At 65.4% G+C, this 12,683-nt stretch carries 9 protein-coding genes; 5 read left to right on the top strand and 4 right to left on the bottom strand.

What is annotated here, in order from left to right; translation table 11 throughout:
- Positions 1-52: 52 nt before the first annotated feature.
- The 5 genes from aroQ to OOB33_RS09310 all read left to right on the top strand — a co-directional run bounded on the left by aroQ (position 53) and on the right by OOB33_RS09310 (position 4,806).
- Positions 53-502 (top strand): type II 3-dehydroquinate dehydratase, encoded by a 450-nt coding sequence (aroQ, locus tag OOB33_RS09330; RefSeq protein ID WP_102767828.1) that lies wholly within the window; start codon positions 53-55, stop codon positions 500-502.
- A gap of 72 nt (positions 503-574) precedes the next feature.
- The gene (gene accB, locus OOB33_RS09325) at positions 575-1,039 is read left to right on the top strand and encodes an acetyl-CoA carboxylase biotin carboxyl carrier protein (RefSeq protein ID WP_102767829.1); all 465 of its coding nucleotides are present in this window, start codon (positions 575-577) and stop codon (positions 1,037-1,039) included.
- 9 nt (positions 1,040-1,048) lie between these two features.
- The gene (gene accC, locus OOB33_RS09320; protein ID WP_102767830.1) at positions 1,049-2,398 is read left to right on the top strand and encodes an acetyl-CoA carboxylase biotin carboxylase subunit; all 1,350 of its coding nucleotides are present in this window, start codon (positions 1,049-1,051) and stop codon (positions 2,396-2,398) included.
- Between the two features lie 53 nt (positions 2,399-2,451).
- Positions 2,452-3,351: a 50S ribosomal protein L11 methyltransferase gene (prmA, locus tag OOB33_RS09315; protein ID WP_102769589.1), complete on the top strand. Its 900-nt coding sequence runs from the start codon at positions 2,452-2,454 to the stop codon at positions 3,349-3,351.
- Positions 3,352-3,438: 87 nt separating this feature from the next.
- Positions 3,439-4,806, top strand: a complete 1,368-nt coding sequence (locus OOB33_RS09310) for a DUF3426 domain-containing protein (RefSeq protein WP_271008460.1) — start codon at positions 3,439-3,441, stop codon at positions 4,804-4,806.
- 198 nt (positions 4,807-5,004) lie between these two features.
- On the opposite strand, the gene OOB33_RS09305 is transcribed toward OOB33_RS09310, so the two are convergent.
- From OOB33_RS09305 to OOB33_RS09290, 4 genes are all read right to left on the bottom strand, one after another.
- Positions 5,005-5,694 carry a hypothetical protein gene (locus OOB33_RS09305; protein WP_271008459.1) on the bottom strand — a complete coding sequence of 230 codons (690 nt, stop codon included), beginning with the start codon at positions 5,692-5,694 and terminating at the stop codon, positions 5,005-5,007.
- 242 nt (positions 5,695-5,936) lie between these two features.
- Entirely contained in the window at positions 5,937-7,157 is a 1,221-nt protein-coding gene (locus OOB33_RS09300) for a ribonucleotide-diphosphate reductase subunit beta (protein WP_102767833.1), read from the bottom strand.
- 239 nt (positions 7,158-7,396) lie between these two features.
- On the bottom strand, positions 7,397-10,303 hold the full coding sequence (locus OOB33_RS09295) for a ribonucleoside-diphosphate reductase subunit alpha (RefSeq protein WP_271008458.1): 2,907 nt from the start codon (positions 10,301-10,303) through the stop codon (positions 7,397-7,399).
- Positions 10,304-11,104: 801 nt separating this feature from the next.
- On the bottom strand, positions 11,105-12,682 hold the full coding sequence (locus OOB33_RS09290) for a sigma-54-dependent transcriptional regulator (RefSeq protein ID WP_271008457.1): 1,578 nt from the start codon (positions 12,680-12,682) through the stop codon (positions 11,105-11,107).
- Between the last annotated feature and the right edge of the window lies 1 nt (position 12,683).

The raw sequence follows: 12,683 nt of genomic DNA, 5'->3' as shown, positions 1-12,683 counted from the left end.
GTTTCTAGTGCTGCGGCTCTAAATCTTTCGGGATGCGCCTCAGCCCACGCCGATGCAAATTCTCGTCATTCATGGACCCAATCTGAACCTCCTGGGCAGCCGGGAACCAGCGGTGTATGGATCGCAGACTTTGGCGCAGATCGACGCTGATCTGCTGAAAATGGCGGCGGATGCTGGGCATGAACTAAAATCCTTCCAAAGCAACCACGAAGGCGCCCTGGTGGATCGCATCCAGGCCGCCGCGCAGGACGGCAGCCGCTTCATCATCATCAATCCGGCCGCCTACACGCACACCAGCGTGGCCATTCGTGATGCGCTGGCCGCCGTGGCCCTGCCTTTCATCGAAGTCCATCTGTCCAACGTTCACAAACGCGAAGCGTTCCGCCAGCACAGCTATCTGTCCGACCTCGCGGTCGGCGTGATCTGCGGTCTGGGCGCGCAGGGCTACCAACTGGCCCTGAGCTACGCACTGACACAGCTGCAGCAGCACTCGCAGCCCTGAGTCGTCGAGGGTGGCGGCTCACGAAGCCGCCTTTGTTTTCCAACAATAAATATCAATCGCTGGAGAAATTCTATGGATCTGCGCAAGCTCAAGACCCTGATCGATTTGGTGTCCGAGTCGAATATTTCTGAACTCGAAATCACCGAAGCCGATGGCAAGGTCCGCATCGTCAAGTCGGACGGCTCGGTGGCCGTGCCCATGATGATGGCCGCGCCCGCCGCCGCGCCGGTGGCTGCCGCCCCTGTGGCCGCAGCCCCGGTGGCCGCCGCACCGGCCGCGCCTGTTGCAGCTCCGGCCGAAACCGGCCATGTGGTGAAGTCGCCCATGGTCGGCACCTTCTACCGCGCCTCAGGCCCGAACGCCAAGCCTTTCGCCGAAGTCGGCCAGCCGATCAAGGAAGGCTCGCCGATCTGCATCATCGAAGCGATGAAGATCATGAACGAGATCGACGCCGACTTCAGCGGCACGATCACCAAGGTGCTGTGCGAAAACGGCCAGCCCGTCGAATTCGGCCAACCCTTGTTCGTCATCGAATAAGGATTTGCGATGTTCAAGAAGATTCTGATCGCGAACCGGGGGGAGATTGCCCTCCGGATTCAGCGCGCCTGCCGCGAGCTGGGCGTCAAGTCGGTGGTCGTCTACTCGGAAGCCGACCGCGACGCCAAGTATGTGAAGCTGGCCGATGAGGCCGTCTGCATCGGCCCCGCGCCGTCCTCGCAGAGCTACCTCAGCATGCCGGCCATCATCGCCACCGCCGAGGTGACCGATGCCGAAGCCATCCACCCCGGCTATGGATTCCTGAGCGAGAACGCCGACTTTGCCGAACGCGTGGAGCGCAGCGGCTTCACCTTCATCGGCCCGACGCCCGAATCCATCCGCATGATGGGTGACAAGGTCTCGGCCAAGCAGGCCATGATCCGCGCCGGCGTGCCTTGCGTGCCCGGTTCGGACGGCGCCCTGCCCGAAGACCCGAAGGAGATCATCAAGATCGCCCGCGCCATCGGCTACCCGGTCATCATCAAGGCCGCAGGCGGCGGCGGTGGCCGTGGCATGCGCGTGGTGCACACCGAAGCGGCCCTGGTCAACGCGGTGCAGATGACCCGCACCGAAGCCGGCGCAGCCTTTGGCAACCCGCAGGTCTATATGGAAAAGTTCCTGGAAAACCCACGGCATGTGGAAATCCAGGTGCTGGCCGACGAGCACAAGAACGCCGTCTGGCTGGGCGAGCGCGATTGCTCCATGCAGCGCCGCCACCAGAAGATCCTCGAAGAAGCACCGGCACCCGGCATTCCGCGCCGCATCATCGAGAAGATCGGTGACCGCTGCGCCGCCGCCTGCCGCAAGATGAACTACCGCGGCGCCGGCACCTTCGAGTTCCTGTACGAAAACGGCGAGTTCTATTTCATCGAGATGAACACCCGCGTGCAGGTCGAGCATCCGGTGACGGAGCTGGTCACCGGCATCGACATCGTGCAGATGCAGATCAAGGTGGCGGCCGGCGAGAAGCTGCCCTTCACCCAGCGCAACATCACCATGCGCGGCCACTCGATCGAGTGCCGCATCAACGCCGAAGACCCCTTCAAGTTCACGCCCTCGCCGGGCCGCATCACCATGTGGCATGCACCGGGCGGCCCGGGTGTGCGCGTGGATTCGCATGTCTACACCAACTACGTCGTGCCACCGCACTACGACTCGATGATCGGCAAGATCATCGTCCACGGCGACACCCGCGAGCAGGCCCTGGCCCGCATGCGCATCGCCCTGAGCGAGACCGTGGTGGAAGGCATCCAGACCAACATCCCGCTGCACCGCGAGCTGATGGTCGACGCCAAGTTCATTGAAGGCGGCACCAACATCCATTACCTCGAAGGCTGGATGAGCCAACACAAGCGATGAGCGACGACACCTCTTCTGCACCGGACGCGGCCAAGGAACCCAACTCGGCCACCCTGCACGAACTGCTGCTGATCTGCGGCGAGGACGATGTCGAGATCGTCAGCGACGCACTGATGGAGCTGGACGCGCTGGCCGTGTCGGTGGAAGACGCCGATGCCGACACCGATGCCGAGAAAGCCCTGTTCGGCGAGCCCGGTATGCCGGCGCCGCGCGGCGGCTGGCAGCGCTCGGTGGTCAAGGCCTTGTTCCCGGACGAGAACGAAGCCACCGAATGCGCCACCCTGATCCTCAGCCAGGACTGGGCGGCCGATGTGCATGTGCAGGCGATTCAAGCCGTGGCCGAGCAGGACTGGGTGCGCCTGACGCAGTCGCAGTTCTCGCCGGTGGAGATCACGCCCGAGTTCTGGATCGTGCCGTCGTGGCATGAAGCCCCGGCCCAGGCCACGCGCGTCATGCGCCTGGACCCGGGCCTGGCCTTCGGCACCGGCACCCACCCGACCACGCGCATGTGCCTGCGCTGGATCGCCACGCACAGCGAGCTCAGCCCCGGTTGGACCCGCGTGCTGGACTACGGCTGCGGCTCCGGCATCCTCGCCATCGGCGCGGCCCTGCATGGTGCGCAGAACATCGATGCGGTGGACATCGATCCGGCCGCCATCACCGCCAGCCAGGACAATGCCAAGGCCAACCAGGTGGCACTGAAGGCCGCCCTGCCCGATGCCGCGCAAGGCGAGTACCCGCTGGTCATGGCCAACATCCTGGCCACGCCGCTCAAGCTGCTGGCGCCGCTGCTGGCGGCCCACCTCGCCCCGGGCGCACATCTGATCCTGGCCGGCATCCTGGCCCGCCAGGCCGAGGAGCTGAAGGAAGCCTACGCCCCCTGGCTGAAGCTCGAGGTCAGCGACGAGGAAGAGGGCTGGATCCTGATGACGGCCCAGCGTCCTGCGGCTTGATTCGGGCGTGGTGCGGAGCCCGAATTCACGATCGAGTTCGGGCTTGCCTAGCCCTGAGCTTCGGCGGACTCATGGCATGATCTCGCCATGAGTCTTGCCACCCGTTGCACCGCTTGCGGAACCATTTTCCGCGTCGTGGAAGACCAGCTCCGGGTCTCGGAAGGCTGGGTGCGTTGCGGCCGCTGCGCCGAAGTGTTCGACGCCCGCGAGCAGCTCTTCGACATCGATCTCGAGGCCCCACCGCCCTGGCCGCCCGCCCCTGCCCACGACACACCTGCGGTCGATTTGTCGACGCAGGACGATGGCCGCTGGGCGCCGAGCCCGCCGCCCACCTCAAGCCCTCCGGTCCCGATCCCGGCATCCGCCTACGCACCACCGCCACCGCGGCCAGTGGACCTGACGGCTGCACCACCGCACAAGGAGCCTCGCCCGGGCCACGACTCCATCGTCGCGGCCGCCATGGACTCGCGCCACGAACCCCGTTGGGTCGATGAGCCCGGTCTCGACGCGGGCGGCGCCAAGGACCCCGCCCCGCGCTGGACCGAGCCCGAGATCGAGCCCTCGCTGGAACAGCAGGTGGCGCAAGAGGTCGAGCAGGAAATGGCCCGGCTGAGTGCACAGCGCGCTCAGCTGGAAGCCCAGGCCCAGGCCGAAGCCGACATCCAGCAACAGGCTTACGAAGAAGAGCAGGCCCGGCTGCAGGCCGAGCTGGCTGCGGCCGAAGCCAGCCAGCGCGCGCAGGCCCAGCTGGCCCAGCTGGCGCAACAAAAAGCCACGCCAGCCCCACACAGCCCGGGCGAAGGCGACCACGGCTTTCAGCCCACCACCCTGGGCGAAAACGGCGAGTTGCTGGCCGCCGCCGAGGCTGAAGCCACCAAGGCGGTGAAACCAGAAGGCACAGCCGCTGGCGGCGAAAGCAACAGCGGTGGCGCGCCTTCGGAGCTGCCCACCTTCATGCGCCCGGCGCGCCAGGCCACGATCTGGAACCGGCTCTGGGTGCGCGTCAGCCTGGGCCTGCTCTGCGGCCTGGCGCTGGCAGCCCTGGGCTTGCAGGCCACCTGGCAGTTCCGTGACGCCCTGGTGGCCCGTTACCCGCAGCTGCGCGCCGATCTGCAAGCCTTCTGTGCCGTGGCCCACTGCGAAATCAAGCCCTGGCAGCGCCTGGACAGCTTCAGCGTCGACGCCAGCGCACTGAGCCAAGCCGGTTCGGGGCACCACTACAAGCTGGCCCTGACCCTGCGCAACAAGAGCGAATACGAGCTCGCCCTGCCCTGGGTGGAGCTGAGCCTGACCGATGCCAACGGCCAGCTGATCGCGCGCCGCGCGCTCGCGCCCAAGGACTTCAATCTGAGCCAGGATGCACTTGCCGCAGCGACCGAGCTGCCCGTGCAAGCCCTGCTGACCACCGGCGACAAGGCCGTCAGCGGCTACAGCGTCGAGCTGTTCTACCCCTGAGCCTCAGCGGAGCGCGCGGCCAGCGGGTCGCCGCTGCGCCCGATCGCCGCTCTCCCCTTTGCCCAGCTCCAGCTAAAGCGCTTCGACCTGCGCATCGCGTGCAGGCATGAAAAAACCCGGCCGAGGCCGGGTTTGAGAAGAAGCGGGTGCCGCCGCAAGCCGCCCTGAGGTGGCCTGCATGGCGCGGCAGCGCGCGACTTAGGGCTTGTTGCCGGTGGGGAAAGGCCAAGCGGCTTGCGGGCTCAGCGCGGTCTTGGCGGCCGGAGCGGCAGCAGCGGGCTTGGCAGCGGCCTTCTTGGCAGCCGGCTTTGCAGCAGCAACCTTCGGAGCAGCAGCGGCCTTGGGCGCAGCAGCAGCCTTCTTCACCGGCGGCTTGATCGGCGCGGCGGCCTTCTTGACCGGCGGCTTGATCGGCGCAGCAGCCTTCTTCACGGGAGGCTTGATCGGTGCAGCGGCCTTCTTGGCGGGAGCAGCGGCCTTCTTCGCGGGAGCGGCAGCCTTCTTGGCAGGAGCCGCGGCCTTCTTCGCCGGAGCAGCAGCCTTCTTGGCAGGAGCCGCGGCCTTCTTCGCCGGAGCAGCAGCCTTCTTGGCAGGTGCAGCAGCCTTCTTCGCCGGAGCAGCAGCCTTCTTGGCAGGAGCCGCGGCCTTCTTCGCCGGAGCAGCAGCCTTCTTCGCCGGTGCAGCAGCCTTCTTGGCCGGAGCAGCAGCCTTCTTCGCCGGAGCGGCGGCCTTCTTGGCCGGAGCAGCAGCCTTCTTCGCCGGTGCAGCAGCAGCCTTCGGTGCAGCAGCAGCCTTCTTCGCCGGTGCAGCAGCAGCCTTCGGCGCAGCAGCAGCCTTCTTCGCCGGAGCGGCGGCCTTCTTGGCCGGAGCCTTCTTCGCAGTTGCCATTTCAGTTCTCCTTGATCAAGTGAAAAGAGCACTGCCTACAGTCAGCGAGGCCGCTGCAGCGCAGTTATTTGCCGTCCGAATGTCACCCAGGAGGAGTGCCCCGGTACGGCAAATGGGGGTGCCGGTCACGCGAGCCGCTGTCGGTTCAGCGGCGCGCAGAACTGGCCAATACACACATCTTTCTTCTGATCTTTTTCGGCGAGCTGAAACGGGAGCGAAGAAGGCCTCAGCCTTCAACGACCTCAGTCCCAGCTCAGCGCGCCACCGGTTTGGTACTCGATGACGCGGGTTTCGAAAAAGTTGCGTTCCTTCTTCAGGTCGATCATTTCGCTCATCCAGGGGAAGGGGTTCTCTTCATTCGGGAAGAGTTCCTCCAGACCGATCTGGGTGGCACGACGGTTGGCGATGTAGCGCAGATAGCCCTTGAACATCGATGCATTCAGGCCCAGCACGCCACGCGGCATGGTGTCTTCGGCGTAGGCGTACTCGAGCTCCACGGCCTTCATGAACAGGGCCTTGATCTCGGCCTTGAACTCGGCCGTCCAGAGCTGCGGGTTCTCGAGCTTGATCTGGTTGATCAGGTCGATGCCGAAATTGCAGTGCATGGACTCGTCGCGCAGGATGTACTGGTACTGCTCGGCCGCACCGGTCATCTTGTTCTGGCGGCCCATGGCCAGGATCTGGGTGAAGCCGACGTAGAAGAACAGGCCTTCCATCAGGCAGGCGAACACGATCAGGCTCTTCAGCAGGGTCTGGTCGGTTTGCTGCGTGCCCGTGTGGAAGTTCGGGTCCATGATCGCGTCGATGAAGGGGATCAGGAACTCGTCCTTGTCGCGGATGGACTTGACTTCGTTGTAGGCGTTGAAGATCTCGGCCTCGTCCAGACCCAGCGACTCCACGATGTACTGGTAGGCGTGGGTGTGGATGGCTTCTTCAAAAGCCTGGCGCAGCAGGAACTGGCGGCACTCGGGCGCCGTGATGTGGCGGTAGGTGCCCAGCACGATGTTGTTGGCGGCCAGCGAATCGGCGGTGACGAAGAAGCCGAGGTTGCGCTTGATGATGCGGCGCTCGTCTTCGGACAGGCCGTTCGGGCTCTTCCACAGCGCGATGTCGCGCGACATGTTCACTTCCTGCGGCATCCAGTGGTTGGCGCAGGTGGCCAGGTACTTCTCCCAGGCCCACTTGTACTTGAAGGGTACGAGTTGGTTGACGTCGGTCTGGCCGTTGATGATGCGCTTGTCGGCGGCCTTGACGCGGCGCTCGGCAGCTTGAGCCGGCGACGATGCCAGCACCGCCGCGGTGGCGGGTGAGGAGGAGGTTAGGCCAGCTGCTGGGGCGGCGCCCGCGGCGGCCAGATGGGCGGCGCCGACGGAGGCATCAACACGCGCATTCGCAGCGGGGCTGGATGCGGCATTTGCAGTGGCTGAATCAGCAGGCTTCAGGTCTTCTTCCCAAACCAACATGGTGGACTTCCTATCGTGTCGAATTATCAGAGTGTTGTGTTCAAACACCAAGGACTTCTTGACATCAAGACGCCTTGTGCGTTGCTGTGCTGCATCGAATTTTCGATTCCGCGCACAAGATCACGCTCAACACATAACTTCAAATCTATGCATACAAAAGACCGGCGACATCGATGAACATTGACATCGCGGGCCGCAGACAAAAAGAGGCGATCTCACATCGCCTCTTTTTCATCTGCTTACTGGCAAGCCTCGCAATCGGGGTTGTCAATCGAGCAGAACTTCATGTCCGTGGCGGGCAACTCGGGTTCAGCGGCCACCGGTGCAGCAGCCACCGGTGCCGATGACAGGCCCGACGCGCTACCCGAGGACACCGCGTTGAGCTGACCGGACTTGGTCACCGTGCTCTTCTCGGCATGGGTCGCACCCATGGTGCGCAGGTAGTAGGTGGTCTTCAGGCCGCGCAGCCAGGCCAGCTTGTAGGTCTCGTCCAGCTTCTTGCCCGAGGCGCCGGCCATGTAGATGTTCAGGCTCTGCGCCTGGTCGATCCACTTCTGGCGGCGCGCGGCGGCTTCCACCAGCCACTGCGTTTCCACTTCGAAGGCGGTGGCGTAGAGGTTCTTCAGCTCTTCCGGCACGCGGTCGATGCGGCGCAGCGAACCGTCGAAGTGCTTGAGGTCCATGACCATCACGTCGTCCCACAGGCCCAGGGCCTTGAGGTCACGCACCAGCGCTTCGTTGATGACGGTGAACTCGCCCGACAGATTGGACTTGACCGAGAGGTTGCCGAAGCAAGGCTCGATGGATGCGTCCACGCCGATGATGTTGGAGATGGTCGCGGTCGGGGCGATGGCCACGCAGTTGCTGTTGCGCATGCCGTGGGTGGCGATGCGGGCACGCAGCGCATCCCAGTCCATGCTGGTCGAGCGGTCCACTTCCACATAGCCGCCGCGGGCTTCGGCCAGCAGCTCCAGCGAGTCGATCGGCAGGATGCCGCGGTCCCACAGCGAGCCGCGGTAGGACGAGTAGCGGCCGCGCTCTTCGGCCAGCTGGGTCGAGGCCCAGTAGGCGTAGTAGCAGATCGCTTCCATCGAACGGTCGGCGAACTCCACCGCTTCTTGCGAGGCGTAGGGCGTGCGCAGCGCATACAGCGCGTCCTGGAAGCCCATCAGGCCCAGGCCCACCGGGCGGTGGCGCAGATTGGAGTCACGCGCCTTCTTGACGGCGTAGTAGTTGATGTCGATCACGTTGTCCAGCATGCGCATGGCCGTGGCGATCGTCTTCTTCAACTTTTCGTGGTCAACGCCACCGTCCTTCAAATGCTGGACCAGGTTGACCGAGCCCAGATTGCAGACGGCGATTTCGCTGTCGTTGGTGTTCAGCGTGATCTCGGTGCAAAGGTTGGACGAGTGCACCACGCCGACATGCTGCTGGGGCGAACGCACATTGCAGGCGTCCTTGAAGGTGATCCAGGGATGGCCGGTCTCGAACAGCATCGAGAGCATCTTGCGCCACAGGTCCTTGGCCGGCATGCGCTTGAAGAGCTTGATCTCGCCGCGGTCGGCCTTGGCCTCGTAGGCGGTGTAGGCGACTTCGAATTCCTTGCCGAACAGATCGTGCAGGTCCGGGCAGGTCGAAGGGCTGAACAGGGTCCAGTCGCCACCGTCCATGACACGGCGCATGAACAGATCGGGGATCCAGTTCGCGGTGTTCATGTCGTGGGTGCGGCGGCGGTCGTCACCGGTGTTCTTGCGCAGCTCCAGGAACTCTTCGATGTCCAGGTGCCAGCTTTCCAGATAGGCGCAGACGGCGCCCTTGCGCTTGCCGCCTTGGTTCACGGCCACAGCCGTGTCGTTCACCACCTTCAGGAAAGGCACGACGCCTTGCGACTTGCCATTGGTGCCCTTGATGTGCGAGCCGAGCGCGCGCACCGGGGTCCAGTCATTGCCCAGGCCGCCGGCGAACTTGCTCAGCAGCGCGTTCTCTTTCAGCGCCTCGTAGATGCCGTCCAGATCGTCGGCCACCGTGGTCAGGTAGCAGCTCGACAGCTGCGAGCGGCGCGTGCCCGAGTTGAACAGGGTCGGGGTGCTGGACATAAAGTCGAAGCTGGACAGCACTTCGTAGAACTCGATGGCGCGCGCTTCGCGGTCGATCTCGTTCAGCGCCAGGCCCATGGCCACGCGCATGAAGAAGGCCTGCGGCATTTCGATGCGCTTGTCATCGATGTGCTGGAAGTAGCGGTCGTACAGGGTTTGCAGACCCAGGTAGTCGAACTGCAGATCGCGCTCGGCCTTCAGCGCCGCACCCAGACGGGCCAGGTCGTACTGGGCCAGCTTCTCGTCCAGCAGCTCGGCGGCCACGCCCTTCTTGATGTACTTGGGGAAGTACTCGGCGTAGCGCTCTTGCATCTGCTCCTGGCTGATCTCGCCACCCACCACTTCGCGGCGGATGGTGTGCAGCAGCAGGCGTGCGGTGGCGCGGCTGTAGCCCGGGTCTTTTTCGATCAGGGTACGGGCGGCCAGGATGGAGGCCTTGTAGACCTCGTCAATGGGCACGCCGTCGTACAGATTGCGTTTGGTCTCGGCCAGGATGGGCTCGGGCTTCACATCGGCGCCGAGGTTGGCACAGGCCGACACGATCAGGCTTTGCAGATGGGGCAGATCCAGCGGCACGCGCTGGCCGTTGTCGATCACGGTCAGCGTGCTCTCAGCCGGCGCGGTTTCCACCAGACCCTGGCGCTGGCGCTCCTGGAAGCGGCGCTCGCGGTACAGCACATAAGCACGTGCCACTTCATGATGGCCGCCGCGCATCAGGCCCAGTTCCACCTGGTCCTGGATGTCTTCGATGTGGAAGGTGCCACCGCTCGGGCGCGAACGCAGCAGGGCGCGCACCACCGCTTCGGTCAGGCCGTCCACCGTCTCGCGCACGCTGGCCGAGGCCGCGCCGGTCGTGCCGTGCACGGCCAGAAAGGCCTTCATCAGGGCCACGGCGATCTTGCTCGGCTCGAAGGCCACCACCGCGCCGTTGCGGCGCAGGATCTGATAGGCCTGGAACGCCGACTGGGCGGCCAGGCTCAGGGTGGACGACGCCAGGCGGCTGGCGCCTTCAGGCGCCGGGTTCACAGCGGGAGCGGCTTGTGTCTGCATGGATCTTCCTTGTGAGGTCACGTTTGATTCAGTCAATACATAGCGGGGCGGCGGCGTGTTGCGCGCCCGTCAGGGGCATCGCTGGCACACGCCGGACCGCCTCGGGTCGGGCAATGGTTGTTTCCGGCTGCTGGCGCGAAGCGGATCGGGCTCCTGGGGAGCACCGGCCGGCTCGGCCGACTGCTGCGAGGTTGACGCAAGAACCCGCGATCCATCGGCGGGTGGCGCCTGCTTCGCCGCGGCTGCCGCACCGACCGGCGGGTCGGCGAGCGCCGTTCGAAGCCTCGAAATCAAGTCTTGGGCCCTGCTCCAGCCCCTGCCGCCCGAAGGCGTGAAGAGGTGACTCCAGAGCACCGCAGCCAAGATTGAAGGATACCATGAAGAACACTATATCTGGGGCCGACCACCCCCTCAAGCACTACCGATAGCGTATCAATCCGGTTGACGACCCCGTATGAACGCGCTATGCCTCAGCCCCCGACAAGCCCGAGAAACCGGGGCTTGTCGCCTGTTTTGAGCAGGAAATCACGGTCTGAATTCGATGGCCACGCGCAACGCGCGCGCCAACCCGCATCGAATCAGGCCTGGCGGCCGAAATCGCTCGCCAAGGCGCGTCAATGCTGGCTCGGCGCGAAGGCGCTTGGCCAGAATTCGAGCCCCAGCACGTCAGCCCGAAGCCGGTCCACAGCCCCGTTGGCGCGGCCCATCCAGGCAGCCAAGGGCCCGTGCAGCAGCGCGGCCAGCGCCCAGACTTACGTTTTTTTACCGAGTCCGCATCAGGGGCATCTCAAGGCCCCGCGATCAGTCGCCCGCCGTGATGCCCAGGCGGGCCATGCGGTAGCGGATCTGCCGCAGGCTCAGGCCCAGGGCCGCGCCGGCCGCTGTGCGGTTGAAGCGGTGCCGCGCCAGGGCGCGCAGCAGGATCTCGCGCTCCACCTCATCCAGGTAGACGGCCAGATCGGCAGGCAGTTCTTGGCTCTGCCCCTGGTCCAGCGCCTCATCCGATTCACCCAGCCCTGCAACAGCGCCGGCCTCCGCCGGCTCCAGCGCATCGAACGCGCCGAGCTGCGAGTCATCGAGCACATCCTCGGGCAGGCCCAGGTCGGCCGCCATGATCCACTCGCCGCCCGACAGGGCCAGGGCGCGGTGCAGGAGGTTCTCCAGCTCCCGCACATTGCCGGGAAAGGCATAGCGACTGAGCAGCTCGAGGGCATCGGCGCTGAGGCGCGGCACCGGCGACACGCCGGCATCCTGGGCAATGCGCTGCAGCACCCGCTCGCCGATCTGGGCCACGTCCTCGATGCGTTCGCGCAGCGGCGGCACGCGCAGCTGGATCACATTGAGGCGGTAGAACAAGTCCTGGCGGAAGCGTCCGGCGGCCACCTCGGCGCTGAGGTCTTTGTGGGTGGCGCTGAGGATGCGTACATTGACCGGCGCCTCCACCACCGCGCCCACCGGCCGCACCGAACGCTCCTGGATGGAACGCAGCAGCTTGCTCTGCATGGCCAGGGGCAGATCGCCGATTTCATCGAGGAACAAGGTGCCGCCATCGGCCGCCTGGAAGAAGCCTTCGCGGTCTTCGTGCGCGCCGGTGAACGCGCCCTTGCGGTAGCCAAAGAACTCGGCCTCCAGCAGCTGCTCGGGAATGGCGCCGCAGTTGACGGCCACAAAGCGCTGGCGCGCCCGCACACCGCTGTCATGGATGGCGCGGGCCACCAGCTCCTTGCCGGTGCCCGACTCGCCCTGCAAAAGCACCGGCGCCATGCTGCGCGAGACCTTGTCGATCAAGGCCCTCACCTCCTGCATGGCCGGCGATTGCCCGGCCAGGCGGGACAGAGCCGAGTTGCTGGCCGGCAAGGACGCTGCGGCAGCCCGCGGCGCCGGCGTCTTGGCCACAGGTGATGCCTGAGGCTCGGGTGCAGCAATCGGCGCAGCGGCAGGTGCAGCGATCGGCGACTTGGCCACCACCGGCGGCGCGGCCGGCACACGACCCAAGGCCGAGGCCACCACCAGGCGGAACTGGCGCAGGTCCACCGGCTTGGTCAGGTAATCGTAGGCCCCGGCCTTGAGCGCCTCGACGGCGTTCTCGGCCGAGCCGTAGGCGGTGATCACCAGGGTCTTCTCGCCACGGCCTTGCTGCTCCAGCCAGTGCAGAAGATCCAGGCCGCTGCCATCGGGCAGGCGCATATCGGTGATCACGGCGCTGTAGCTCTGCGCTTGCAGGCGCGCCAGGCCTTCGCTGACGCTGCCGGCGGTCTCCAGCTCATAACCCTCGCGCAGCAGGGTCAGCTCGTAGAGCGTGCGCAGATCGGGTTCGTCATCGACCACCAGCAGGCGGTGCGTGGGGCCGACGGCTGCAGGCGAACTGCTGCTACTCATG

The organism is Paucibacter sp. B51 (assembly GCF_027863535.1).
Lineage (GTDB): Bacteria > Pseudomonadota > Gammaproteobacteria > Burkholderiales > Burkholderiaceae_C > Paucibacter_A > Paucibacter_A aquatilis.
This window is presented reverse-complemented; position numbering and strand designations above follow the sequence as displayed.

What these genes read in the sequence shown, in the direction of transcription:
- accC (WP_102767830.1), top strand. Translation starts at nt 1,049, where the DNA reads ATGTTCAAGAAGATTCTGATCGCGAACCGGGGGGAGATTGCCCTCCGG.
- OOB33_RS09305 (WP_271008459.1), bottom strand. Translation starts at nt 5,694, where the DNA reads ATGGCAACTGCGAAGAAGGCTCCGGCCAAGAAGGCCGCCGCTCCGGCG.
- OOB33_RS09310 (WP_271008460.1), top strand. Translation starts at nt 3,439, where the DNA reads ATGAGTCTTGCCACCCGTTGCACCGCTTGCGGAACCATTTTCCGCGTC.
- OOB33_RS09300 (WP_102767833.1), bottom strand. Translation starts at nt 7,157, where the DNA reads ATGTTGGTTTGGGAAGAAGACCTGAAGCCTGCTGATTCAGCCACTGCA.
- accB (WP_102767829.1), top strand. Translation starts at nt 575, where the DNA reads ATGGATCTGCGCAAGCTCAAGACCCTGATCGATTTGGTGTCCGAGTCG.
- aroQ (WP_102767828.1), top strand. Translation starts at nt 53, where the DNA reads ATGCAAATTCTCGTCATTCATGGACCCAATCTGAACCTCCTGGGCAGC.
- OOB33_RS09295 (WP_271008458.1), bottom strand. Translation starts at nt 10,303, where the DNA reads ATGCAGACACAAGCCGCTCCCGCTGTGAACCCGGCGCCTGAAGGCGCC.
- OOB33_RS09290 (WP_271008457.1), bottom strand. Translation starts at nt 12,682, where the DNA reads ATGAGTAGCAGCAGTTCGCCTGCAGCCGTCGGCCCCACGCACCGCCTG.